The sequence below is a fragment of the Cytobacillus sp. IB215665 genome (genome assembly GCF_033963835.1).
In the GTDB taxonomy this organism is placed as follows: Bacteria; Bacillota; Bacilli; order Bacillales; family SM2101; genus Nanhaiella.
The window spans coordinates 26,590-52,184 of the sequence record NZ_JAXBME010000008.1; the positions used below are offsets into that span (position 1 = coordinate 26,590).

Annotated in this window: 23 protein-coding genes; 10 read left to right on the top strand and 13 right to left on the bottom strand. The window is 34.5% G+C overall.

The features are described 5' to 3' along the window. Positions 1–37 precede the first annotated feature (37 nt). Positions 38–1,201 carry an iron-containing alcohol dehydrogenase gene (locus tag SLH52_RS11930; RefSeq protein ID WP_320209504.1) on the bottom strand — a complete coding sequence of 388 codons (1,164 nt, stop codon included), beginning with the start codon at positions 1,199–1,201 and terminating at the stop codon, positions 38–40. Positions 1,202–1,649: 448 nt separating this feature from the next. On the opposite strand from SLH52_RS11930, the gene SLH52_RS11935 reads away from it, so the two are divergent. After that, positions 1,650–1,883 carry a DUF378 domain-containing protein gene (locus SLH52_RS11935; RefSeq protein ID WP_320209505.1) on the top strand — a complete coding sequence of 78 codons (234 nt, stop codon included), beginning with the start codon at positions 1,650–1,652 and terminating at the stop codon, positions 1,881–1,883. 184 nt (positions 1,884–2,067) lie between these two features. Here SLH52_RS11935 and yugI read toward each other — a convergent pair whose 3' ends face one another. Beyond that, positions 2,068–2,466, bottom strand: coding sequence for a S1 domain-containing post-transcriptional regulator GSP13 (yugI, locus tag SLH52_RS11940; protein WP_320209506.1), 399 nt, complete (start codon positions 2,464–2,466; stop codon positions 2,068–2,070). Between the two features lie 331 nt (positions 2,467–2,797). On the opposite strand from yugI, the gene SLH52_RS11945 reads away from it, so the two are divergent. After that, positions 2,798–3,157 carry a helix-turn-helix domain-containing protein gene (locus SLH52_RS11945; protein WP_214481017.1) on the top strand — a complete coding sequence of 120 codons (360 nt, stop codon included), beginning with the start codon at positions 2,798–2,800 and terminating at the stop codon, positions 3,155–3,157. A gap of 209 nt (positions 3,158–3,366) precedes the next feature. On the opposite strand, the gene SLH52_RS11950 is transcribed toward SLH52_RS11945, so the two are convergent. The 5 genes from SLH52_RS11950 to SLH52_RS11970 form a co-directional block, all read right to left on the bottom strand. Then, entirely contained in the window at positions 3,367–4,533 is a 1,167-nt protein-coding gene (locus tag SLH52_RS11950; RefSeq protein ID WP_320209507.1) for an aminotransferase, read from the bottom strand. Then, positions 4,530–5,030 carry an Lrp/AsnC family transcriptional regulator gene (locus SLH52_RS11955; protein WP_320209508.1) on the bottom strand — a complete coding sequence of 167 codons (501 nt, stop codon included), beginning with the start codon at positions 5,028–5,030 and terminating at the stop codon, positions 4,530–4,532. Before SLH52_RS11955 ends, SLH52_RS11950 begins: the two co-directional genes overlap by 4 nt. Positions 5,031–5,108: 78 nt before the next feature. Further along, positions 5,109–6,521 carry a sensor histidine kinase gene (locus SLH52_RS11960; RefSeq protein WP_320209509.1) on the bottom strand — a complete coding sequence of 471 codons (1,413 nt, stop codon included), beginning with the start codon at positions 6,519–6,521 and terminating at the stop codon, positions 5,109–5,111. Positions 6,522–6,525: 4 nt separating this feature from the next. Further along, entirely contained in the window at positions 6,526–7,212 is a 687-nt protein-coding gene (locus tag SLH52_RS11965; protein WP_320209510.1) for a response regulator transcription factor, read from the bottom strand. Next, positions 7,209–8,195 carry a YncE family protein gene (locus SLH52_RS11970; protein ID WP_320209511.1) on the bottom strand — a complete coding sequence of 329 codons (987 nt, stop codon included), beginning with the start codon at positions 8,193–8,195 and terminating at the stop codon, positions 7,209–7,211. Before SLH52_RS11970 ends, SLH52_RS11965 begins: the two co-directional genes overlap by 4 nt. A gap of 481 nt (positions 8,196–8,676) precedes the next feature. Here SLH52_RS11970 and SLH52_RS11975 point away from each other — a divergent pair, with 481 nt between their 5' ends. Beyond that, complete coding sequence (locus tag SLH52_RS11975) at positions 8,677–9,843, top strand: MalY/PatB family protein (protein ID WP_320209512.1); 1,167 nt, start codon at positions 8,677–8,679, stop codon at positions 9,841–9,843. Between the two features lie 282 nt (positions 9,844–10,125). On the opposite strand, the gene SLH52_RS11980 is transcribed toward SLH52_RS11975, so the two are convergent. From SLH52_RS11980 to SLH52_RS11990, 3 genes are all read right to left on the bottom strand, one after another. After that, positions 10,126–10,716, bottom strand: coding sequence for a superoxide dismutase family protein (locus SLH52_RS11980; RefSeq protein ID WP_320209513.1), 591 nt, complete (start codon positions 10,714–10,716; stop codon positions 10,126–10,128). A gap of 247 nt (positions 10,717–10,963) precedes the next feature. Beyond that, positions 10,964–11,164, bottom strand: a complete 201-nt coding sequence (locus tag SLH52_RS11985; protein WP_320209514.1) for a hypothetical protein — start codon at positions 11,162–11,164, stop codon at positions 10,964–10,966. A gap of 18 nt (positions 11,165–11,182) precedes the next feature. Then, positions 11,183–11,941 (bottom strand): peptidylprolyl isomerase, encoded by a 759-nt coding sequence (locus SLH52_RS11990; RefSeq protein ID WP_320209515.1) that lies wholly within the window; start codon positions 11,939–11,941, stop codon positions 11,183–11,185. Between the two features lie 280 nt (positions 11,942–12,221). On the opposite strand from SLH52_RS11990, the gene SLH52_RS11995 reads away from it, so the two are divergent. From SLH52_RS11995 to SLH52_RS12025, 7 genes are all read left to right on the top strand, one after another. Further along, on the top strand, positions 12,222–12,605 hold the full coding sequence (locus tag SLH52_RS11995) for a kinase-associated lipoprotein B (RefSeq protein WP_320209516.1): 384 nt from the start codon (positions 12,222–12,224) through the stop codon (positions 12,603–12,605). A gap of 343 nt (positions 12,606–12,948) precedes the next feature. Continuing rightward, positions 12,949–14,133 carry an MFS transporter gene (locus SLH52_RS12000; RefSeq protein WP_320209517.1) on the top strand — a complete coding sequence of 395 codons (1,185 nt, stop codon included), beginning with the start codon at positions 12,949–12,951 and terminating at the stop codon, positions 14,131–14,133. Positions 14,134–14,492: 359 nt separating this feature from the next. After that, positions 14,493–14,927, top strand: coding sequence for a hypothetical protein (locus SLH52_RS12005; protein ID WP_320209518.1), 435 nt, complete (start codon positions 14,493–14,495; stop codon positions 14,925–14,927). Positions 14,928–14,961: 34 nt separating this feature from the next. After that, positions 14,962–16,290 carry an ArsB/NhaD family transporter gene (locus SLH52_RS12010; protein WP_320209519.1) on the top strand — a complete coding sequence of 443 codons (1,329 nt, stop codon included), beginning with the start codon at positions 14,962–14,964 and terminating at the stop codon, positions 16,288–16,290. Between the two features lie 875 nt (positions 16,291–17,165). Beyond that, on the top strand, positions 17,166–17,837 hold the full coding sequence (locus SLH52_RS12015) for a response regulator transcription factor (RefSeq protein WP_320209520.1): 672 nt from the start codon (positions 17,166–17,168) through the stop codon (positions 17,835–17,837). Next, entirely contained in the window at positions 17,834–19,186 is a 1,353-nt protein-coding gene (locus tag SLH52_RS12020) for a HAMP domain-containing sensor histidine kinase (RefSeq protein WP_320209521.1), read from the top strand. Before SLH52_RS12015 ends, SLH52_RS12020 begins: the two co-directional genes overlap by 4 nt. A 363-nt stretch (positions 19,187–19,549) precedes the next feature. Further along, on the top strand, positions 19,550–22,072 hold the full coding sequence (locus tag SLH52_RS12025) for an EAL domain-containing protein (RefSeq protein ID WP_320209522.1): 2,523 nt from the start codon (positions 19,550–19,552) through the stop codon (positions 22,070–22,072). 65 nt (positions 22,073–22,137) lie between these two features. Here SLH52_RS12025 and SLH52_RS12030 read toward each other — a convergent pair whose 3' ends face one another. The 3 genes from SLH52_RS12030 to SLH52_RS12040 all read right to left on the bottom strand — a co-directional run bounded on the left by SLH52_RS12030 (position 22,138) and on the right by SLH52_RS12040 (position 25,522). Then, positions 22,138–23,256 carry a hypothetical protein gene (locus tag SLH52_RS12030; protein ID WP_320209523.1) on the bottom strand — a complete coding sequence of 373 codons (1,119 nt, stop codon included), beginning with the start codon at positions 23,254–23,256 and terminating at the stop codon, positions 22,138–22,140. A gap of 312 nt (positions 23,257–23,568) precedes the next feature. Then, complete coding sequence (locus SLH52_RS12035; protein ID WP_320209524.1) at positions 23,569–25,074, bottom strand: leucyl aminopeptidase; 1,506 nt, start codon at positions 25,072–25,074, stop codon at positions 23,569–23,571. A gap of 58 nt (positions 25,075–25,132) precedes the next feature. Beyond that, complete coding sequence (locus SLH52_RS12040) at positions 25,133–25,522, bottom strand: DUF309 domain-containing protein (protein ID WP_320209525.1); 390 nt, start codon at positions 25,520–25,522, stop codon at positions 25,133–25,135. Positions 25,523–25,595: the final 73 nt, after the last annotated feature.

Sequence of the window (25,595 nt, forward strand, 5' to 3'; positions counted from 1 at the left end):
CTTATTTATTCTATTCATTGATTTTTTAGCAAATATATTATAGTGACATTTTTAAAATGCTTAATACATCCTCTTTGTTTAGCTTTCTAAAATTACCAAAATCACCATAAACAACAGTTTTTTCAGCCATTACTTCAAGGTTCGAGTCATCAATGTCATAATCCGCAAGTCGTGAAGGTGCGCCAATACTTGACCAGAATGCACTAAGTTTATCAATGCCTTCCAATGCGATTTCACGATCACTCTTACCTTCTGGATTTACATCAAATACTCTTATCGCTAATTGTTTAAATCTACCTACATTTTCATCAAGGACATGCCTCATCCAGTTTGGAAATAAAATCGCTAAACCACCTGCATGTGGAATATCGTATACAGCTGATACAGCGTGCTCAATATTATGAGTTGCCCAATCTCCACGATAACCCATGCTTAACATACCATTTAAAGCAATCGTACCATTGTATAATATCGTTTCTCTATGCTCGTAGCTCTCTAAATCTTCAAGCAGGTTCGGAGCTGTATCGATGACAGTTTTTAGTACTGCTTCACACATTTGATCTTGCAATGGTGTATTTGAAACGTTATGAAAATATTGCTCAAATACATGACTCATCATATCTACCATACCATAAATTGTTTGATCTCTAGGCACTGAAAATGTATTAGTCGGATCAAGAATGGAGAATTTAGGGAATACTAAAGGACTTCCCCAGCCATACTTTTCTTGAGTTTCCCAATTTGTTATTACAGAACCTGCGTTCATTTCTGACCCAGTTGCTGCAAGTGTTAACACAGTCCCTAATGGTAATGCAGCTTCTGGAACTGCTTTTCTACTCATAAAATCCCATACATCTCCATCATATTTCGCACCTGCTGCAATAGCCTTTGAACAATCAATTACACTGCCGCCACCTACAGCTAATATGAATTCAATACCTTCATTCTTACAAATCTCCACACCTTTTCTTACTGTTGATACACGTGGATTCGGTTCAACCCCTGCTAATTCAACAAACTCAGCACCAATCTCTGAGAAAATTGCTGTAACTTTTTCATAAATACCGTTGCGCTTAATACTTCCCCCACCATAAACGAGCAGTACTTTTTTTCCATATTGAGGTATTTCTGTTTTCAATTGTTCTAATTGATCTTTACCAAAAATTAGTTTTGTTGGATTAAAAAACGTGAAATTATTCATAACATCCTTCCTTTCACTAACATTATGATTTAAGGAATACAAAATCGCAAGCTCCCTGCTCAGTCCATGACAAGGCTAATCGTCCGAGCGTTTCGAGAAAGTAAAGTGAAAGATTTTCACTATAAAATATGCTAATCACTTCTGAAGTAATAGTGAAATGATCCCTACAGTTATACTTATCTTTTAAGAATACCTTATTCATAAACTTTGCAGGCATTGTTATTAATTTAAGTCTCTTTTCGTATACTTTGCTGCTAGTATTGTTAAATTAGAACGACAAGATAATATATTCGGTATCATCATATTGAGAAAAAAGGAAAGATGCTAACGACATCTATATATACAACGCATGTGCAAACAGTCAATAAAAAAAATTAAAGATCATGAATATTTTTCCTTATATACGCCAAAATATATATTAATTAAGATAAAAAGGAGGCAGTATATTATGGGTACTATGCAACGAATCGCACTTGTTTTTACTATTATTGGGGCTATAAATTGGGGGCTAATTGGATTTTTTCAATTCGACTTAGTTGGAGCAATCTTTAATGGGCAAGCTTCCGCTCTTTCAAGAATTATTTTTGGTATCGTTGGAATTGCAGGCCTCATTAATTTAGGGATATTATTCAAGCCTTCTGAGGAATTTGGAACAAGTACCGAACCTAGAACGACTAGATGATACACCTTATAACATGAAACATAGTTAAATCAAAAAAATCGCCTTAAAAGGTAGGCGATTTTTTGATATGACCTTAGCTATTTTTATGACTAAAGATCCCCATATAACTAATCGAGGGGATCTTTCATCGAATGGATAGAGCTCCCACAAGATTCACAAATGCTCAAGTTTACTTATGCGGAGTTTATTTTTTTATTAAATCTTCGCGCTTAGACTGTTCAATCCATTCTTCAAGTTTCTCTTTTAAAGTATTAAAGCCTTGTTGTTCATCCATTTCTGTTACTGGCATTTGTATTTGACGTTTTTTAGGCTTTTTAGGTTTCTCAGTTTCAACAGGTGCCTCTTGCGTCGCACGGATAGATAATCCTATTTTACCTGCTGCCTCATCAATGGATAGAACTTTAACATTAACTTCGTCTCCAACCTTCACATGGTCATTAATATCTTTTACATATCCGTGAGTAATTTCAGAGATATGAACTAACCCTTGTGTATTTTCATCTAGGGCAACAAACGCACCATAAGGTTGAACACCTGTAACTTTACCTACAACAACACTTCCAATTGCAAATTTTTCAGACATGAAAACACTCCTAAACCGATATTCTTATTTCGTTTATACGCAATTAAACATTATATCATAAACAATAAGTTACCTCAAAGCAAATTTTCTACCTATTTTTTATAATTTGCAATTTGGACTAAAAATATGAGCATAACAAAGAAAACCATTTTAGACGTATTCTTCATCAATAACTAATATATTTTGTATTTACCTACTATATTGAAGCCTTTACACTCGTAAAAAATCACACCTACATTTAATCACTAAATATTCATATTTATAGTGATTTTTTTACTTTCAATCATGGTAAAATATTTATAAGAAATGAATGTGCTAGGAGGGAGCTAAATTGGGTACACTCGGATCAAACATTAAAATGTACAGAATGCAAAAAAAGCTAAGCCAACGGGAATTGGCAATGAAGATTCGTGTCGGTACTGGTACGATTGAGAAATATGAATCTGGTGCACAACTCCCTGATACCCAAACAATACTAAAAATATCAACTGTACTAGATATCCCAGCACCAGAACTGTTAGAACAAATTTATCAAATAAATTCTGGGTTTGACGAAGAAATTGAGCACCTTATAAAAGAAGTTGGCACTGAAAAATCAAAGCTCATATTACGTAAGGCAAAAGAATTTAGCGAGGAAGATTTCTTAAAAGTGATGCAAATGCTTTATGATATAAAATATGAACAGAAATAACAATAACAAAATGACTATAGATAATAACAGTACTTGAACACATACTACGGGTTATTAGCTTGCACAAAATATATTCAGACAAAACCAATAATGGTTTTGTCTTTTTATTACGCTCTATTGGCAACCTTTGTTACAATTTGATATTAAATTAGGAAAACAACGATTGATAAGAAACAATTTTTCTAAAAATAACTATGCAGCCAGCCAACTTAGCTATTCATAAAGCGATTAACTCGTTTGATTGCTTCTTGCAATTGTTCCATTGATGAAGCATAAGAACACCGAATATGCCCTTCTCCGCTCTCACCAAACACATGTCCAGGTACAACAGCGACCTTTTCTTGTATCAATAATTTTTCAGCAAATTGTTCAGAGGTCAACCCAGTACTTTTTATGGAAGGAAATGCATAAAATGCTCCCCCTGGTAGATGGCAATCAAGACCGATATCGACTAATGATTGAACAAAATAGTTCCGACGACGTCTATAGCTTTTTTTCATTCCCTCAACATCCTGACGTCCATTTTTTAACGCTTCAATCGCACCATATTGAACTGGTGTCGGAGCACACATCATAGAATACTGATGAATTTTGAGCATAGCCTGTAAAAGCTCAGCAGGAGCAGCAACATACCCTAATCGCCAGCCTGTCATTGCAAAACCTTTAGAAAAACCGTTTATTACAATCGTACGCTCTCTCATGCTATTTACATTTGCTATACTATAGTGCTGCTCATCGTAGGAAAGTTCAGAGTATATTTCATCTGATATAACTACTAAATTGTATTGTTCAACAATTTCTGCTATAGCTTCTAGTTCTTCTTTTGTTAACACCGCTCCTGTAGGATTGTTTGGAGAGCAAATGATAATCGCTTTAGTTTTCTCAGATATCACTTTTTCAATATGCTCTGGCTTTAGCTTAAATTGATCAGTTTCCGTAGTTTGTATAGTGATAGGTGTACCACCAGCTAATGTAACTAATGGTGCATACGATACAAAACTCGGTTCAACAACAATCACTTCATCTCCTTGATTAACAATAGCTCTTAAAGCAAGATCAAGAGCTTGACTTGCCCCAACTGTAACAAGAATCTCTTGCTCAGCACTATACTGAAGCATATATTGGCTCTTTAAGTATGATGATATTTCCTGTCTCAGTTCAATTAACCCTGCATTAGCAGTATATGACGTATACCCTTGTTCTAATGATAGTATACACGCCTCACGTATACTCCAACCTGTCACAAAATCAGGTTCGCCAACCCCTAATGAAATAACCCCCTCCATACTAGCTGCTAGATCAAAAAAACGACGAATCCCAGATGGTTTTAAACTTAAAACTGTATCAGATAAAAATGATCTTTCTGTATGAATCATGGTGACACCACGATACGCTGATCTTTATCATCTTGATCGAACACTGTACCATCATGTTTATATTTTTTTAACATAAAATGAGTTGTCGTTGAGATTACAGAATCAAGTGTAGACAACTTCTCAGAAACAAAATTTGCGACCTCTGGCATTGATCGACCTTCAATGACGACAGATAGATCATACGCTCCACTCATTAGATAGACAGATTTTACTTCTGGATAACGATATATACGTTCAGCAACTTCGTCAAAACCAACTCCACGCTTAGGAGTTACTTTTACGTCGATCATTGCAGTTACATTTTCGAGACCGTTGACTTTATTCCAATCTATCATTGGAACATATTGGACAATAACTTTAGAATTTTCTAATTTTTCTATACTTGCTTCAACTTCCTCTGTTGACAAAGAAACCATTTTTGCGATTGTTTCGGCAGGTAAACGACAATCAGCTTCTAGAATCTCAAGAATCTCAATTTCTTTTTGTGATAATTTCACGCATATCTCCTCCGCTTTTTTTACGTATACACTGTTAGAATTTCTTCTGTTAATTTATTTATTATAGCATTTCAGCAATTAATTCGTTAATACCGGAAATGTAATATGAACTTGAGTTCCTTCTCCTAATTTACTGTAGAATGATATATTTCCGTTATGGGCTACAACAATTTGTTTAACAATAGCTAAGCCGAGGCCGGTACCTCCATCTTTGCGAGTACGTGCTTTATTAATACGATAAAACCTTTCACCTAATTGATTTAAATGCTTGTCATCCATTCCTATACCTGTATCTGAAATGATTAGCTCACATTGATTATTTTTTACTTTTTTTAACTGAACTGAAATATTTCCTCCTTTATTAGTATAATGCATAGCATTATCTATAAGGTTATGAATAATTTGTTCAATACGATCTTCATCAGCATAAATAATAATTTCTGGATCCAGCATCATGTTAAGTGAAATTTCGCTTTCCAACAAAATTTGTTCGTAAATTGCTAACGATTCTTCAATTGATTGTGAAAATACTAGTGGTACCTTTGTTAAGTTGTATACACTGCTCTCTAGCTTTGATAAGTCGAGTAAATCATGCACAAGTCGTTGCATTCGAGCAGCCTCACGATAAATCAATTTTAGATATCGTTGTACATCCTCCTGTTTTTTTACGACGCCATCAACAATTGCTTCACTATAACCTTTTACATAGCTAATAGGTGTACGTAGCTCATGGGAAACATTGGCTAGAAATTCTTTCTTCCGCTCATCCTCTTTTGCAATAGCACTTGCCATATCGTTAAAAGCTTGTCCAAGCTTACCGATTTCGTCATTTGTTGATATTTTTACTCGTTCTGTATAATTCCCCTTAGACATGTGTTGGGCAGCTTGCTCAAGTTGCTTGAGCGGCTTAATCAGTTTAGCAATAATTTTTCTCCCAAGGAGAATGGATAAAATGACAAATAAAACAGCAACTGGAATCCATAAATTAGTAATATCATTGATCATATCGGTAATATTCGCTAATGGAGTATATAAATAAATAATACCCTCCAGCCTATTTCCATCTAATAGAGGAATGATAACACCTAAAATCTGATGTCCTAATCTTTGTTCATATCCTATTTTGGATACGTGTTCACCTCTTAATAGTCGCTCTCTATCTTCTTCATCAATATATGATTCATAATCAATATCAAACGGTAGACATGCACTTAATTCTCGAGGATTTGTTATTAGCAACACTTCAGGCTCAGACATTTGGTTGTACCAATTAATTTGGTCAAGTAATTGATCTGTTATTTCTCCACCATTATAATTTGTAGCAAGTTGAGAGCCTTCTTCTTGAAGCGTTCTTCTTACATTTTCAACATAGTATTTTTCATAAAAATAATTTGATAATATATATGAAAAAAGAATTGTCCCAATAATGGCGAGACTAATAGTAATCCAAATTTTATGTGCTAATGTCAAATTTCTGATCACTTTAAACATCTTTTCACACCTCTAACTTATAACCAATACCCCATACAGTTGTAATCGAATCTCCAAACCCACCCAACTTTATCCTAAGCGTTTTAATATGAGTATCGACTGTTCTTACACCACCCTTATAATCAAAGCCCCAAACCCCTTCTAATAATTGCTCTCTACTCAATGCTTGACCTAGATGTTTACAAAAGAATAACAATAAATCAAACTCTTTAAGTGTTAACCCAATAGAGCTGCCATTTACTCGCACTTTACGACCTTTTTCATTAATTTCTAATGATCCATATTTAACAAATAAACCCTCGTCATTATGCCTGCCTTGATTTGTTCGACGTAAAACTGCATCTATACGGGCAATTAATTCACTAGGACTAAAGGGCTTTACAATATAATCATCTGCCCCCATTTTCAAACCGTATACACGATCCCACTCGTCACCTCTAGCAGTTAAAAAAATAATCGGTATGTTTGAGGTTTGACGTAGCTTCTCGCAAAATGTAAAGCCATCGATATCAGGCATCATCACATCAAGAATAATGATATCAATATTGGTTTTATCGAGTATGTTAAATGCATCATTACCATCAGATGCATGATATGTTTCAAAATTATCGCGCTCAACATACATCTGAATAAGGTTTCTCATATCCTCTTCATCATCAACGATCATTACTTTCTTCTTCTCAGTCATCATCGTTCACCTTCTCTTTTAATTAATTGAAATGGCCCTTTGCCCACTTGGATAACGCTTGTTATGTCCATTGTTTTTTGGTCAATAACATACACCTCATCACTATCATAGCTCGTGATAAAAAGCTCATCATTCATTGAAACCATTTCAACAGGATTCACACCTACATTAATTGCTGATATCTCTTCATATGTACTTGGATTGAATTTGCGAATCATGCTTGATCCATGACTGAGAACAAAAATCCCTTCTTTTGTTTCGGAGAAAAATATTGGCATTGTTGGAGCGGCAATTTCCTCCTTCAGTTTTCCTGATTCTAATGAAAACACGCTAATATTCGTCTCAATTTTATTCGCATTACCATGCCCCCCTAGCCACAGTTCTTTATCCGCTTCTCGTAATAGTCCTCCTGTAGGCAAAGTATTTATGTTAAACGTATCGATAACCACATTATTAATAGCATCTATTACGGATAAACTTGTATCATCTATATTAACGACATATATTCTTTCTCCATCATTTGATTCAAACATACTAAATGGACGCTTCCCAACTTCTATTTCAGTTAGCTCCTCACCAGTTAGAGAAAATTTTCGGATAGAATTTCTATTTTGATCAACAAGGTAAATACTGCTTTTATCAGAGGTAAGAACTCCATTTACAATTCCTGCTCCAGTTTTCCAGGGGGTTAATTCTTTCCCTGTGGATAATTCATACAAATAAACACTTTCTTCATTCTTCCCATATAACATTAGTGTATCTTGATCAGGGAACATCAACCCTCCAGTAACTGCTCTATTTATTTCCCAAGACACCGTCTGCTCCTTATTAGAAACATCTATAAAAGATAGACTTGCATCCTTTATATTTACTGATACCACAGAGGATTGATGAAGATTAATTGGCTCGAATTGTTGTGTATTACTGCATCCTACAAGTAAAATGAATAGCATAACAGTAAGCATCAATATTTTTTGTTGAAACATATTTTTCACTCCTATAAAGGGTTCAAACAATGAATCTTAGTTTGTATAATGAGTTATAGGTGGAATCTGTCAATCAGTCAGTAAGAATCCCACCTGCTATGTTCATATATACTTAAGCTAATAGTTGTTCTTGTAATCATTATACATTTAAATTGTGTTCAAACAGTGAAGTTCATCTGCTATTGTTTAAGCGAATGGTTAATGGTTCTTAGTTCAACAACTAATTGATTTAATTAAGATGAGTCGTAGGCCTTTGAACCGTTGCATTAATATATACATGCTCTAAAAGCAAAGTAGTTGTTCGTACTTAGAAATTAAACTCATATATAATGCAAGTTCGTGGCTCCTTTTCTTCTTTACTACGATGACTAACATATAAAACAACCACTTTTTATGGTGCTAATATAGAAACAATAGCAAAGAGTTTACAAAGGAGCCTTTGTAAAAAGAAGTATAATAAAAAGGGGTAGGTGTGAAGAACATGGATAATCATTTTTTTGATCAAGTCATTGATCGGAAACATTCAAATTCTGTTAAGTGGGATGGTACTAAACGTGTTTTTGGTGTAGAAGATGTGTTGCCAATGTGGGTTGCAGATATGGATTTCAAGGCGCCCCCACAAGTATTAAAAGCAATACAGACTAGAGTAGAGCACGGTATTTTCGGCTACTCAGAACCACCTCTATCAACGAAAAAAGCTATTCAAAAATGGATGAACAATAGACATCATTGGAATATCCGAGATAGCTGGATAACCTACTCGTCAGGTATTGTACCTGCATTAGCAACTGCCATCGAAGCGTACACAAAACCTGGGGATAAGGTTATGATGCAAACACCAGTCTATCCACCGTTCTTTGACTTAGTCATAAAAAACGACCGGATTCCAGTCTATCATTCTTTTGATTTAGACGATGGCAAGTTCGAAATAAACTTTGACAAACTCGAGCAACTAATTGATAAACAAACAAAATTGTTCTTCCTATGCAATCCTCATAATCCTGGTGGGAAAGTTTGGACTAAAGGTGAGCTAACAAAACTTGGTGAAATATGCTCATTACATAACATTACCATTATCTCAGATGAAATTCATTCAGATATTATTTTAGCAGGCACTCATATTCCAATTGCATCAATTGATGACAAGTTTGCTCAACAAACTATTACTTGTATCGCACCAAGTAAAACGTTCAACCTTGCGGGTCTTCAAACAGCTGCTATTATTACACCTAATACGAAGCTAAGATTAGCTTTCCAAAAAGTTCAACAAAGGCAAGGATTCTATACTGTAAATGCACTGGGCATGGTTGCTATGGAAGCAGCGTATCAGTATGGAGAAGTTTGGCTAAAGAGCTTAATTGCATACTTGCAAGAAAATATTATGATTGTTGATCGTTATCTCAAACAGCATCTACCAAGCCTTAAAATGATTAAGCCCGATGCTTCATATTTGATCTGGATAGATTGCCGTAGTCTACACATGACAGATGAACAACTTAAGAGAGAATTATTAGATGAAGGTAAACTAGCTTTAGAACCAGGTAGTAAGTTTGGTATAGCTGGTAATGGATTTGTTAGAATGAACATTGGTTGCCCAAAACAAACTTTATATGATGGTTTAGATAGACTGAAGAAAGCACTAGGATGAGTAACAAACAATTATAAATCCAATAACTTCACAAACAATTAATTCATGTATTTTTTAAAGTCATTGTAAATCAGGTGGGGTAAATTCTCCACCTGATTTCAATATCAACATTTATTTAATGGTTTTCTCGTATTTTTTCTCGTCTTAATTACTAAGTAACAAGTATGAATCAACCTAGTGATCATGGCATCTTTCTACCTACTGTGCTCATTTAATAACAATTGCATCTTTATAAAATTACACTAACCTGCAGTTTCCTTAGTCATCATAATTATAATCAATTTATTCCTCTTCCTTCTCTTCTTTACCTTTTTCATCTTTATCGTCTTTATCAGATGTTTCTTCACCTTTGCTTTCCTCTTTAGAAATAACCCCACAAGCAATTCTTTCACCCGCATCACCTGCTGGCTGACTCATTCCATCATCCTTATCTTGATGAATAACGAGCGCTGTACCTTCCATAGTGAGTAATGAATTTTTATCTTCTTTTAACGTAACTTCTGGGGCAGTAATATCTACTTTTACTTTTCCATCATCTTTAACGGTAATATTAGGTAAGTCTCCTGCATGTGGTCCTTCAGGCTGTAACAGGCCATGATCTTTATCTTCTGGATTAAAATGATTACCTGCTGACTTAAAATCAGGAGGTTCACATTTACCAGTTTCATGTATATGTATTGCATGCTCGCCTTCAGGTAAGCCCTCTAAATCAAGCTCAATTTTTACACCTTTGCTTTGTTCTGAAAATTTTGCTGTTCCAAGCGAATCTCCATCAGCATTATACATTTCTACATCTACCTTTGTTGGGTTTTCTTCTGTACAACCTATCGTCAAAATTAAAACAAATAACAAAGGATACAGTACTTTATACATTGTTACCTCCAAGAACACATTTTTCTTATAGATTTCCCCCTATCCATTCCAATTATACAAAGGCTCTTTGCGTTATTTTGTTGCTTTTGTAACTAAATTAGAACAGCTACTCATGTATTTATTCAGTCGACATCATTGTTAGACTAGAAAAGACTCCACAGTCGTATGATTTAAATATATTTTTCAATAGTACTTAAAGCAAAAAGCAAGGCGATACCATCCTATACAAAAAGAACCCTACTGAAATTTACTCAGTAGGGTCTTTAATTCGGTGTTTTTCCTCTAATATTTTTGCTCTTTGTTCCTCACGTGCTGAAACTTTTTTAAATATAACGAAAGTGACAAAAGCACCGATGGCAAAAATAACAAATGTTAACACTGCCGGTATATACTCCGTTTTATCTTCAGGGAAATACAAAAACAAATATAAAATAGCGAGTATTTTCATCTACACAACCCTTTCCAGCTACTCAATTACACTAATTGATTCGATAATTACCGGTTCAATTGGTTTATCATTCTCTCCAACTTCAACGGTAGCAATTGCATCGACAATATCCATTCCTTCTATTACTTGTCCAAAAACAGTATGCTTAAAATCTAAATGTGGGGTTCCACCATTTTCAACATAGTATGCGATTATGTCTTCAGGGAAGCCTGCTTTCTCCATTTCCGCTTCAAATCCAGAAGGAAGAATCTTATTTTGAACGATAAAGAATTGACTACCATTCGTATTTGGTCCACTGTTTGCCATTGATAGTGCTCCTCGAATATTAAAAAGCTGACGTGAAAATTCATCTTCAAAAGGTTGACCGTAAATGCTCTCTCCACCATACCCATTCCCTTCTGGGTCGCCACCTTGAATCATAAATTCATTAATAACTCGATGAAATGTTACGCCATCATAATAGCCATTTTCACTATGTGTAAGAAAATTTTCAACTGTCTTTGGTGCCAGCTCCGGAAATAGCTTGATTGTAATTATCCCCATTGTTGTTTTCATTTCAACAACTGGAAAATTTGTAGTTTCATCCGATAATTGTGGATACTCAACCTTATCCTCAGTTTCTTCTTCATTATTTTCTTCTTGTTGCTCATCGTTTTCATCATTGGATTGTTCTTGTTGTACTTGATCTGAAGAATTGTTTTCCTCCTTCACTTCCGCAGTGCCACATGCAGCAAGAATGAAAAACAGACTTGATATCATAACAATCACTTTTTTCATGGATTTAGTCTCCCTCTTTTTTTATATCAACTATTATCATATAAAAAAAGCAAGTCCACCACAATTAAAAACTAATCTTTTGTCAATATGCACTTTTTACTTCATAATTGTAATTAAATATGAACGCTTTTTCGTATACTCTGTTGCTATATTATTTGAATTACGTTAGTTATATAAATGCGTCATCATTTTTACGATGATAAAATGCTACAAATGCTAACCTTCATAAAGCAGAAATAATGCGATAACAGCAAAATATTAATGAATGGAGGAATACGTTTTGACACAAAATCACTTCCAAACCAGTGACATCGTTACAGCGATATATAAAACTGGGAAATATGTTGGAGAAATTACTAACATTCGGGAAAACCATTATTTAGTCAAGATTAAAGCTGTTATTACCCACCCGATGCAAGGAGATCTGCATAACCCTAAACAAATTAACGTCCCATTGTTTCATGAACGTCGGGCGTTAGCCTTTGGTGAACAAGCAAACATTCCTAAGAAAATGGTTAAGCTATATAACGGAAACATCCTAGACTATGAAAAATCTTTACGCACAGCTCTTGAAATTATGAAAGAACAACTACAAGAAGACAACAGTGCCTGGGCACTTCAAAGTATTGATAACTTAATAAATCTAGAAAAAGAATATTTTTAAAAAGGCTCTTGTCAGCACGGTTATTCTGCAGCTAAAGAGTTTCACAAATACTATTTGTTCTTTGTGCCAATGCCAATATTAGCAGAAGGAACAACCCGTTATGCTTAAATCATAGTTAACATGAGTACCCTAGATAACGTCTAGCCTAAGAGTCCGTTAACTTCTTTTAAGTATTTTTCAATAACAAGTGTGAAAATAGCTAAATATAAGCAATTTTTCGTCAACTAAGGTATCGTATTAAATGATTTCATTCTGTAGTTTTCTCATATATAATATGTTGATAACAATATCTTACATCTAAGAGGTGTTTATCATTTCAATTAAAAATAGAAATCTACTAATCATGTGGTTTGCAAACTTTTTTGTTGCTGCAAGTGCCACAATGATCATGCCATTCTTATCCCTTTTCATTGAAACGATGGGGGATTTTTCTGCTGACTATGTACAACGTTGGGCTGGTTTTGTATTTGGAATAACTTTTTTAACTGCTTTTTTTATGTCTCCCATATGGGGAAGGTTTGGAGACAAACATGGTCATAAAAAGGTTCTGTTAATATCGGGGTCAGGAATTGCGCTATGTACTCTATTAATAGCATTTGTTCAAAGTGTTGAGCAACTTTTTACTTTACGTCTTTTGATGGGAGTAGTGACAGGCTTTATTCCCACCTCCTTAGCTCTTATATCTGCACAAACTCCGAAAGAAGAAGCAGGTAAGACTTTAGGTACATTACAAATGGGTACTGTTTCAGGAGGGCTCTTCGGTCCTTTGTTAGGTGGTTTATTAGCTGATGCTGTGGGCTTCCAATACACTTTCATTCTTACATCAGCTGGTATATTACTAGCTACAATTGTCGTTTTACTTGGAATTAAAGAAGTTAGACAAAGTAAGAAGAAAGATAAACAACAAACATACTCAAGAAAAGAGGTACTTACCCATATCTTACACCAGCCAATACTCATTACCATTCTCTTAGTAACTACTTTGATCCAAATTGCGAATTTCAGCGTTCAGCCTTTGCTAGCATTATACGTCATTGACCTTACCAGTGGATCAAATATAGCATTTTTAGCAGGTATGGCTTTTTCTGCAACGGGCTTCGGTAACTTACTAGCAACAAGACAATGGGGAAATTTAGGTGATAAAATTGGTCATGAAAAAGTACTTGTCCTTCTTCTAGTATTTTCTTCTGTTACATTTATTCCACAAGGATTTGCAAATTCATTTTGGCAACTTGTTGTTGCTAGATTTATTTTCGGTATAGCAGTAGGTGGTCTAATCCCCTGCACAACTGCATATATCCGTCAAGTCTCACCGGTTGCTATGCAAGGTGAAGTACTAGGATACAATGTTAGTTTTCGGTTTTTAGGTAATGTCATCGGACCAATGATGGGTGGAGTGTTATCTGGTTATTTTGGCATATCTTCTGTATTTTTTGTTACTTCAGTATTATTTCTACTTGCTGCATGTATACTGTGGGGAGCTATTCATTATGTAAACAGACACCCCGAAAAGGCTCACTATTCATAGTGAATAGATCTAGTTTTTTTCAAAAGGCTGTTTTTGCATTGATTTGATTGCTGCTTTTCATCTATAGATATTAGCACGTATACAATCACATTCGTGGCATCTTTTTCTACATTTAATATTAAAGAGTTCTCATAATAATGTTCATTTTTAGGAAAAATATGAACAAAGGTTACGAAAAGAGCCTTCAGAAAAAAAAATATGTGCACAAATCAACCAGGATAATAGCCTACTTTCTTCCTATATAAAGAATGGTTATAATCCTAAAAAAAAACAAAGAATAAATTTATTCTTTGTTTGAGTCTAACAGTAAAAACACATATAATGTTCTTTAGAGAACTGAGGACATAAGGAGGAAAGTTATGAAAAACGTTGTCATTCATAAAATGGTGAAGTTTATTTTAACCGAAGGACACCTTAAGGGGTACTGGGATAAACATGGTCATGATTTAGATTTTGGTTCTTTAACGAATGAGCAACTCGTGAGCTTGGCGAAAAAAGTTTTGAATAATGCCTCTCATAGTCAACTTGAGCAACATGTTGTTGGCCGTGGCTGGCGGACGGAAGATGAAACAGTTGGAAAGCTTTTACTGGAAGATAATGCAGAAAAAGATGAACATATTGAAGTGATTGATACATCCGTCTCTGGCTCTAAATCAAAAAAACTACTAATCGACAGATTGTTAAAAGTCGATTGTGAGAAAGGCGACTTTTCTTTTTTTGTCGAAGACTTAAATATTGATATAACAGCACTTGTATGTCCAAAATGTGGTGGAAAAGTTATCGCTGACAACTAGAAGCTACAGATAAATATTAGAGGAGTGAATATCATTGTATGAAGCAGTAACAACGGGAGTAAGTGACTTCCAATATTTTGCAGCTATTGCGATATTTTTAATATCGTATGCATTTATCATTACAGAAAAAATTAACCGTGCTGTCATCGCCCTATTAGGTGCTGGATTAATGATCTTTTTAGGCATCGTTGATTTAGAAGCAGCGTATGAGCACCATATTGAATGGGAAACTATTACCTTATTAATTGGTATGATGATTCTTGTTTCTATTACGAGTCAATCAGGAGTTTTCCAATATGTTGCCATTAAAACGGCAAAACTAGCTAAAGGGAAGCCGATGAATATCCTACTTGCGCTTTCACTGTTGACTGCAGTAGGTTCAGCATTTTTAGATAATGTAACGACAGTATTACTAATCGTACCTGTTACATTTTCTATTACACGAATTTTGAAAGTAAATCCAGTTCCTTTTTTAATTTCAGAAATCATCTTTTCGAATATCGGTGGTACTGCAACACTTGTTGGTGACCCTCCGAACATTATGATTGGTTCAGCAAACTCACATTTAACGTTTAATATGTTTTTAGTTAATCTAGCTCCAATCGTGCTTGTGATTATGGCTGTTACTTTTGTAATTATCTACTTTATCTATCGAAAACAAATGAAGGCAGACCCAGCTCTTATTGATAAATTAATGAACTTGAATGAAAAAGATTACATAAAAGACACTGTTTTAATGAAAAAATCATTATCAGTGCTTCTTTTGACAATCTTAGGTTTCTTTGTACTTCATAGTATCTTCCATATTCCTGCGGCAGTTATTGCAATGGCTGGAGCAACATTGTTAATGCTAATTGGTGTGAAAGAGCATGATTTAGAAGAAGTATTTGCATCTGTTGAATGGGTAACAATCTTCTTCTTCGTAGGTTTGTTTACATTAGTAGGTGGACTTATTGATATTGGTTTAATTGGAAGCTTAGCTGAAAAAGCACTAGAGGTAACAGGTGGAGATATTGGTACAGCGTCTCTTTTAATACTTTGGGTATCAGGTGTTGCTTCTGCAACAATTGATAACATTCCTTTCGTTGCTACGATGATTCCATTAATTCAAGATATGGCAATTGGAATGGGCTTAACTCCAGCTTCACCAGAAATAGATGTATTATGGTGGTCACTCGCTCTTGGTGCTTGTTTAGGTGGAAATGGTACACTTATTGGAGCATCTGCAAACGTTATTGTAGCTGGTATGGCATCTAGAGAAGGTAAAGGATTTAGCTATATTGAATTCTTAAAAATTGGTGCACCGATTACAATCGTTTCACTTATCATCGCACATGCATATGTTTGGTTGAGATTTTTATAATATCTAAAAGCTTTTTTAAGAGGAGATTGATCACTTATTATTGATCAATCTCCTCTTTTTATTGCGTTGGGGCTATTCATAAAGCTTTGTCGCTATTGTTCCTAAACTAGTTAATAAATATGTCACGCGATCGTCTTAGCTTTATAGAAGAAAAAATGCCACGAACTCGCATATATACGTATGTACGAACAACAGCAATTAGTTCGAGAAGAGGGTTAACAAAGGCTCTTTTCTTTTTCTTTTTGCTATTGTTATTTAATTAAAGCAACTCCATTAGATGTACTATGTCTTCATCCGAGCTAAAGAAAAGATGCCACGAACTCGCATTATATACGTATTTAATTGCTTAGCACGCACAACAACAATTAGTTCGAGAAGAGGGTTAACAAAGGCTCTTTTCTTTTTTGCTATTGTTATTAATTAAAGCAACTCCATTAGATGTACTATGTCTTCATCCGAGCTAAAGAAAAGATGCCACAAACTCACATATATACGTATGTACGAACAACAGCAATTAGTTCGAGAAAAGGGTCAAAAATTTTCTGTTGCTATTAAAGTTAAATTGAAGCAGCTAGATGGTGGATTTATTCAATGTTGTTTCAAACAAGGAAACACCCAGCCAACACTAATAAAATACATTTTAAAGCAATGAAATAATACATCACATAATTTCCCACAATTCCTTGATAATTCTTTGACAATATTGCCTATAATATAAAATATAAGTAATGTCTAAGCCCACAATGTCACGATCGAATGGGAGGTTAGCCCTTTTCTTAACACCTTAAAAAAAGTTATAATGATATTACCATAAGGGGCGTAAATGCATACGCCTCTTATGGTTGTGAAGACATATATGAGGAGGCTTTTTTCCATTGAGTTATTCGATATATCTAGTTGAGGATGAAATGAATTTAAACCAAATATTATCTACGTATTTGCAAAATGAGGGGTGGCATGTAAAATCGTTTCATACAGGACTTGACGCTAAAAACTCAATAAAAGATCAGCCAAACCTATGGATTTTAGATATAATGCTCCCAGATATAGATGGCTATGAATTAATTAAAGCGATTAAAGAGCACGATGAACAAACACCGGTTATTTTTATTTCAGCTCGTGATGAAGATCTAGACCGTATCATTGGATTGGAATTAGGAAGTGATGATTACTTAGCTAAACCGTTTTTACCAAAAGAGTTAGTTATCCGCGCAAAAAAACTATTAACTAGAGTTTATGGTAAGCAAACGGTCCATAATGCCATTCATTATGGAAATTATGTGATTAACGAAGAAAAACGAACTGTACACAAAGAAAATGAAGAAGTTGTACTATCATCAAAGGAATTTGATTTATTATTATTATTTGTTAAAAACATAGGGCAAGCATTTTCCCGTGAACAAGTTCTTGATTATATTTGGGGAAGTGATTACTTCGGTTCGGACAGAGTTGTTGATGATTTAGTACGGAGAGTTCGCAAAAAGGTTACAGAATTGCGTGTTGAAACATTATATGGTTTCGGATATCGAACGGTTGAAGCAACATGAAAAATTGGCCCCTGTCAATTCAAATTTCTATTGTATTTGCTGGATTAATCATCTTTATCGGAGTGACATTAGTTACATTTATTCCTAACACACTGAACTCTTTTTTTACAAACGAAATTTTCACGACAATTGAAAACTCACAGCTACAAATGACAAATAATTATACGCCTTCGGAAAACTCACTTGAACAACAACAAAGTGAGCAAAATGCTCGCTCCGTAAACCACGTTGTGTTAGATGCCAGGGGAAACACTATTGAAAACGCTATCCTTCCAATACAAACATTAACTAACATGTACATTAATGCTCGGAATCAAAAGGAAGGAACTGCTCGTTATGAAACACTTGTTCAAGGACAGACGATCTATTACACCATTAGTAAAATACAGATATTGCGACCAAAGGGTGTTGAACAAGGTTTTATAATTTCTTTTATGTGGGATTCATACCGTAAAGAGCTAGTACACACACTATTTTCTCGGCTAGTACAATTGATGTTATTCGTCTTAATTGGTGGACTCTTATTAGCATTTTTGTTTGCTAAATGGCTATCAAAACCTATTGTTCAAATGAAAGAGCATGTGCATCATATTGCAAACAGACAGTGGGATGAACCTATGATTGTTGAACGGCAAGATGAAATAGGAGTTTTATCTCAATCGATAGAAAAAATGAGAGTACAACTAAAAGAGCAGGATAAAGCGCAACAAACCATGCTTCAACACGTATCTCACGATTTAAAAACACCAGTGATGGTCATACGAAGCTTTGCTCAAGCAATTCGTGACGGTATTTATCCAAATGGTACGATAGAACAAACTGCTGAAACGATTGAAAACGAATCGAAGAGATTAGAAACTAAAATTAAGGACTTACTGTATCTTACTAAGCTCAATTATCTCGCCCAGCAGCCAACTATGGATGAAACATTTAATGTAAAAGAGGTCATTGAAGAAGTTTATTCGCAATTCCAGCTTCAACGAGCAGATATTCAATTTGAACTATCTCTTTTAAGCATTACGATAACTGGTGATCGAGAGCAATGGAGAATAGCCTTTGAAAATATTATTGATAATGCCTTAAGATATGTGAACAATATAATCAAAATTACGATGAATAAAGAATATGGGCAAATAATTATTTCTATTTGGAACGATGGACCCACTATTCCAGATGATGAGGTCGAAGACTTATTTAAGCCCTATACGAAAGGTAAGCAAGGAAATTTTGGCCTTGGGTTGACTATTGTAAAACGAATCGTAGATATACACAATGCAGAAATTACTGTCTTTAATAGGAATCATGGTGTGGAGTTTTTATTTCGAATTCCTCTATCGAATAATGAATAAGTTATTATTTTCGCAATAGAATCACTGCAAATAACAGGTAAAATAAAAGAAATATAAGGACTGGAATAACTAACTTAAGTTCCACCATTATAACTCTCCTTATCACTTGAAAATTGTTAACAATATGAAGGGACCGCAACCTTAGTTTAACAAACAGTATTAAGGAGAGTATAAACTACTTGTAAGAATATTATTAAGATTGTTAATTTTAGACTCGTCCTCCTCCCTAAAATATATTCGTATGTTTCCTTCCACGAAAACAATGACAAGCATAGAAAAAACAAAATTCGCAATATTTGACATTTTTCTTCATTTAAAATATAATAAATTCTGGGAATATATTTTTTCCGAGGAGATCGATATATGACAATGAATAAATTAAACATTCATTTAAGCAAAGAAGAACAACAATTCTCTGTTTTTACTTTTATCGCTTCCGTTATTTTTATGATTGCAGTGTTTTTTTTTAACAATACTCATGTCATCTCTGAACAATTCTACTTTCCTATTTATATTATTGTTGGATTTATTTGTATAGCAATAACCACTACTATTTCAACACAAAACGGATTTATTCCACCCTCAAAAATGTCACGACGTCAATTATACATAAGTGCTACTTTTTGGACTCTCTCATTATTAAATCTATTTCGGCTCTTGTCTTATGATGGAATGCCTCAGTTTATAGTCACTCATTCCATAGAAACATCTGCTTGGTTCTGGATAATCATCCAAGTGTTGTTAGCTTCATCATTATTTGTTATTTATTATTCTAATGATTTAGTACTGATCACGCATAAAAAGTGGATTATATATAGTATTTCTACACTGGTATCAGTTATCTTATTTATGTCACTTTCTAACTGGGCTGTTCATTTTCCTAAGTTATACGAATCGAATGGTGGCATAACACCGATACATAGGCTTCTAACATACATTGTATGCTTGTTCTATTTTGGAACTATCGTTATACTCCACAAACGTTACCGATCTGTTAAGATGTATTCATATTTAATAATCATTAACGCACTAATCATGTTTATACTCGGTCAATTGTTGGTTACATTTTCGCACTACCACCATGATTTAATAAACCTCCTTGGACACATATATTTTCTTATCGGAACTCTTTTCATGTTGAAAGGAATATACCTTACAACAATAGCAGGACCAATGAATCAACAGCGAAGAGTAGAAAAGGCACTCTATACAAATGAAAAGAAACTATCCGTCATTGTTGAAACAATTCCAAGTTCAATTATTATTGTAAATCGAGAGGGTGACCTGACATTTATTAACCCTGCCTTTGAAAGCTTAATCGGTTTAAAAAAAGAAGATATTTTACAAAAAAACGTCGCTGACCCCTTTTGGAAAATATCTAAACTAGATGGTACACCTATCCTTAGTAGTCAATTTATTTACGAACCTATATTAACAACTAAAACTGCTATTATGAATAAACACTGCTTTCTTGAACGTGGTGATGGTCATAAGCTAGTTCTTTCTGTTAATGCGGCTCCTATATTTGATGACAACCATGAAATTACAAATATTATATATTCATTAAATGACATTACTGCATATTGGCAAGCACAAAACAAGATTAATGAACTTGCCTATTACGATGAATTGACACACCTACCAAACCGACAATTATTTATTAATAAAGTGAGGCAAGCAATAAAAAATCAGATACTTGGCAAGAATATCGTCATTTTGTATATAAATTTAGACCGTTTCGAAAACGTAAATCATTCTCTTGGACATGATATAGGTGATTTGTTTTTACAAACGATTGCTAAAAGGCTTAATTCACTAACAAATGACCAAATTTCGGTTGCAAAGGTAAGTGCTGCTTTTGCAGTCTTGATTGAAGGAATTCAAGAAAAACATGCAGATAAATATGCACAAGATATTTTATCAACAATTCAAGAACCCATCGTAGCCAAAGGGTTCACTTTCCATATTACAGCTAGTATTGGAATCGCAATATATCCAAATCATGGAACAGATGTAGACACTCTTATAAAAAATGCTAGTACTGCACTATATAAGGCAAAAGAGGTCGGGAATACATTTAAGACTTTTGATCAAGAGATGACGAAAGAGGCATATGAACAAATCATGATCGAAAGCGAATTAAGAAATGCGATTGAAAGAAATGAATTAACATTGCATTATCAACCTCAAATTAATGTTTTATCTGGAGAAATAGTAGGCGTCGAAGCATTGATAAGATGGGTTCATCCGCAAAGAGGATACATATCTCCAGCAACATTTATTCCTATTGCTGAAAAGACAGGATTAATAGTACCTTTAGGACAATGGGTGTTAGAAACAACTTGCCAACAACTGAAAAAATGGCATAACAAAGGGTTTGATACATTAAAAGCATCTGTTAATTTATCGATGCGCCAATTCTTTCAACATAACCTAAGGGACACAGTTCAACAAGCTTTAAATAAATCACAGCTTGACCCATATTTCCTTGAACTAGAAGTAACAGAAAGTGTAACAATCGATATAGATAGAGCACTAAATGTACTTGATGATTTAAAAAAAATCGGCGTTCAAATCGCAATTGATGATTTCGGTACAGGCTATAGTTCTCTAAGTCATATAAAAAATTTCCCAGTAGATAAATTAAAAATTGATAAATCTTTTATATGTGATATAACAAATAATCCGAAAGATGCTGCTATTGTCTCTAGTATTACAACAATGGCCCAACAGTTAAACCTTAAGGTCATAGCAGAAGGCGTCGAAACTGAGGAACAAGTGAGATACTTAGATAAATTACGATGTCATACAATTCAAGGTTATTACTATAGTAAACCGATAACAGCAGCATCTTTTGAAGACTTGCTAAAACCTCAAGTATCATAAGTTAACTCAAGAAAACTTGAATATCGGTAAATCAGGTGGGGAACATACTTCACCTGATTGAAAAATCAATCAAAAAAAATTTGCTTCCTAACCTCTTCAATGTCAAGTTTCCAAGGGTCAACGAATGATTTTCTTGTAACATAGAAATGAATGATTTTTTGAACTGCCCCTAAATCTTTTCCATAATATTCAACTTTCAGAGGGATATCTACAACAAGAGATCCAGTGCTTTTTACAGAAGGTATGGGCGATGTACGGGTAATCCCTTCTAAGGAATTAAATTTGTTGAAATAGTCCTCTGCAATCTTTCTTTTATCTCCTATTACACTTGCTGAAAATATATGTAAGTCGCGTTGGTTGACACTGAACAAAAAAGAATCAATTAGCTCCATTGGAGAAATAGATAAAAAATATTCACCTGTGACGCCTGCTGCTTTTCGAACCATTAATTGATGAGAGAAATCTTCACTTCTTGATGAATGGGTTGTACTAGATTTGAAATGTATACAAAAGTGTCCAGGGAATCCATTGATTAAGGCACCACTTCCGTGAGGCATACCGTGCATTGAAGCAGCAATTTTCTGATGATCAGCCATAATAATGATTGCACGTCTATTCCAGCTCCACCTCCCATTAAATATTTGCTTCATGATTTTTGTATCCTCATTAGTAATTGGCTGAACGTCAGCATGCTTACTGCCTGCTCTTCGTTGACCATTAAAAGATAAACCCGTTTCAATATCAATAATTTTAAACGAACTATACTTTGGAATTATCTCATTAACTTGTTGCCATGGGATAATCGCACCATAGTGCTGAGCTTTAAGCTTTTGTTGAATATCTTTAAGTTGTGAAACTAACTTACTTGGAATATTCCACTTTTTTTGCTGTTCAGTATTGTAAAGTTGCCAATTGCTATTTACAAAAAATGTCTGGCTCACTCCATTACTTTTTATTACGACAAAAGTATCTGATAACGGCATATGCTCTGTTGTATGCACACCCTTACTGTCTTTTAACTTTGAAATAACTTCCTTTGATTTTATCGTCATTTTACTCTCATAAAGAGATGTTGGTGAGGATTTCACAATAATTGTTACCGTATGATTTTGCTTGGCCGCAGCAATTGAACTTGACATTCCAAAATTAATAAATATTATTACAACGAAAATCGTTAATCTCATGCTCTTCCCTCTTCAAATATTAATATATACCCAATTATTATTTACAAAATCAATATCGATACTCATAGTAAAACTTGGTCACACGAAAAAAGCTCGTAGAATTTTCGCTCTACAAGCTTTTATTTATTTCCTTATTCATTTCTGCACTGTAAATGCCGTTTTAATTCTTTACTACTGGCTGTTTTCGTATTGATTGCTGTTTCTACGTGTTAATTTAAGGGTACGAAAAGAGCCTTGCCAAAACAATACAAAAAACCTCAATTAGCAGTAGTGATTTAGTAAAAGTAGCGAAGGAGCTTGGGCATTGAACCTTTAGTTATTACTGTCACTAAAGCGTTCAACAAATGTTGCTAGTGTTCTTACCATTACTCCTGTAGCACCTGCTGGACCTAAATCATGTTGAGACCTAGTTGTTGCAGTTCCAGCAATATCAAGATGAACCCAAGGGGTATCCTCTGCAAATTCACCAATGAAAGTTCCTGCCATAATGGCATGACCTTCCCGCCCAGGTGAGTTGTTTAAATCTGCCATCTTACTATTACGTACTCTATCTTTGTCTTTTTCTGTTATTGGTAAACGCCAAATCGGTTCGCTAGCTTCATATGACGCTTCAACTAGCTTCTCAAACAACGGTTCATTGTTTGTCATAGCACCTGTCATATCTTCTCCTAAAGCTACGATAACACCACCAGTTAATGTAGCAACATCAATAAGGTAATTAGCTCCGTGCTGCTTTGCATATGTTATCCCATCTGCCAAGGCTAATCTACCTTCTGCGTCTGTATTTAGTACTTCAATAGTCTTCCCACTCATTGCAGTAATGACATCATCAGGTTTCAGCGCATTACCACTAATCATGTTGTCAGTTGCTGGTATAACAGCAACTACATTTTGATCTGGACGTAACTCTCCAATCACTTCCATAGCTCCAAGTACGGATGCTGCCCCACCCATATCTGTTTTCATACCAACAATCCCATTTTTAGGTTTAATTGAATAACCACCTGTATCAAAAGTTATACCTTTCCCAACTAGGCCAATCACGTTTTCCCATTTTTCTTGTGCTTGATATTTAAGTACAATCATTTTAGGTGGTTCAACAGAGCCTTGATTTACAGCAAGGAATGCTCCCATACCCAATTTTTCCATATCTTCCTTTTCTAAAATCTCATACTCAAATTCATACCTTTTTGCTAGTTCAATAGCATAATTTGCCATATCAGTTGCAGTTAGCATATTTCCAGGTAAATTTACAAGCGTGCGTGCAGAGTTTGTACCTTTTCCATATGCATATCCAACTGCCAGACTAGCCTCAATTTCCTTAACATCATGTTCGCTATATACTGTAATATGTGTTATTTCTTTGTTAGGTTCATTTGACTTTTGTTTATAGTTAGCAAATTGATATGTAGCTAATGGTAACGCTTCACCTATGACATGCGATATATCAAATACATCGATATCTTTTGTTGCAAACGAATCTATTGCAATTGCAACCTCTTCAAATTTCTCATTTTTCAGTTGTTTGAATAATTTACCAAAAGCTTGTTGGGCAATCTCAAATGTAAGTTGATCTTCTTTTCCTAAGCCAACGAAATAAAAACGCTTTATAGATGATTTTCCTAATGTATGTACTTTTGAAATAACCTTCTTCTTTGCTGAAATATCCCCTTCCTTTAACATGTTAGTAATTTGACCTTCCAGAACCGTGTCAACCTCAGCAGCTAAGCCACTCAACTGTTTATTTTTCTCAAATAAACCAATGACAATGACCTCACATGCTTGAGTAAAATCTAAATCATTTTTCACAATAAACATGTTATACACCTCCACATCTATGATAACGAATAAATTTACAAAAAGAAAACATTTCAAATTATTCTTCTCGTTCTTCATTTAAGTATAATAATAATGTAGGTAGTTTAGGCAAACGGTCAATGTTTTCGAAAGGTACCCGCTCCACATCTTGTGGTATAATAATAAGGCATTTTTCAATAAATTCGTTGACTTCTTCCAAATTAATACCCCAATAAGATGGACGGTATTTTTGAATATATTGATGCCCTGCTCTCATCATTAAACGTGCGCCTTCTACATTTCCATAGCCATAATGATAAAGCGCTACTGTCATTTGAAGAAGTCCTTTTAAGAAGTAATTATGCTTTTCAGTCATCCATATTTCTTCAAGAAGGTCATGACATGTGTAATAATCTCCCTCATTAAATTTTATAAAAAATTGATAGTATTCTAATGGATAATTGGCCAAGGTATCTTACCTCCAAAAAGCGTAAGCGCTCACATATCAAAAGAGATGAGCACATTAGCTAGATCTTTTAGGC

Coding starts and splice junctions, on each gene's coding strand:
- SLH52_RS12005 (WP_320209518.1), top strand. CDS start 14,493: ATGAAAAACGTTGTCATTCATAAAATGGTGAAGTTTATTTTAACCGAA.
- SLH52_RS11950 (WP_320209507.1), bottom strand. CDS start 4,533: ATGATTCATACAGAAAGATCATTTTTATCTGATACAGTTTTAAGTTTA.
- SLH52_RS11985 (WP_320209514.1), bottom strand. CDS start 11,164: ATGAAAATACTCGCTATTTTATATTTGTTTTTGTATTTCCCTGAAGAT.
- SLH52_RS12030 (WP_320209523.1), bottom strand. CDS start 23,256: ATGAGATTAACGATTTTCGTTGTAATAATATTTATTAATTTTGGAATG.
- SLH52_RS11975 (WP_320209512.1), top strand. CDS start 8,677: ATGGATAATCATTTTTTTGATCAAGTCATTGATCGGAAACATTCAAAT.
- SLH52_RS11990 (WP_320209515.1), bottom strand. CDS start 11,941: ATGAAAAAAGTGATTGTTATGATATCAAGTCTGTTTTTCATTCTTGCT.
- SLH52_RS12020 (WP_320209521.1), top strand. CDS start 17,834: ATGAAAAATTGGCCCCTGTCAATTCAAATTTCTATTGTATTTGCTGGA.
- SLH52_RS11960 (WP_320209509.1), bottom strand. CDS start 6,521: ATGTTTAAAGTGATCAGAAATTTGACATTAGCACATAAAATTTGGATT.
- SLH52_RS12035 (WP_320209524.1), bottom strand. CDS start 25,074: ATGTTTATTGTGAAAAATGATTTAGATTTTACTCAAGCATGTGAGGTC.
- SLH52_RS12000 (WP_320209517.1), top strand. CDS start 12,949: ATGTGGTTTGCAAACTTTTTTGTTGCTGCAAGTGCCACAATGATCATG.
- SLH52_RS11930 (WP_320209504.1), bottom strand. CDS start 1,201: ATGAATAATTTCACGTTTTTTAATCCAACAAAACTAATTTTTGGTAAA.
- SLH52_RS11935 (WP_320209505.1), top strand. CDS start 1,650: ATGGGTACTATGCAACGAATCGCACTTGTTTTTACTATTATTGGGGCT.
- SLH52_RS11965 (WP_320209510.1), bottom strand. CDS start 7,212: ATGATGACTGAGAAGAAGAAAGTAATGATCGTTGATGATGAAGAGGAT.
- SLH52_RS12025 (WP_320209522.1), top strand. CDS start 19,550: ATGACAATGAATAAATTAAACATTCATTTAAGCAAAGAAGAACAACAA.
- SLH52_RS11970 (WP_320209511.1), bottom strand. CDS start 8,195: ATGTTTCAACAAAAAATATTGATGCTTACTGTTATGCTATTCATTTTA.
- SLH52_RS11980 (WP_320209513.1), bottom strand. CDS start 10,716: ATGTATAAAGTACTGTATCCTTTGTTATTTGTTTTAATTTTGACGATA.
- yugI (WP_320209506.1), bottom strand. CDS start 2,466: ATGTCTGAAAAATTTGCAATTGGAAGTGTTGTTGTAGGTAAAGTTACA.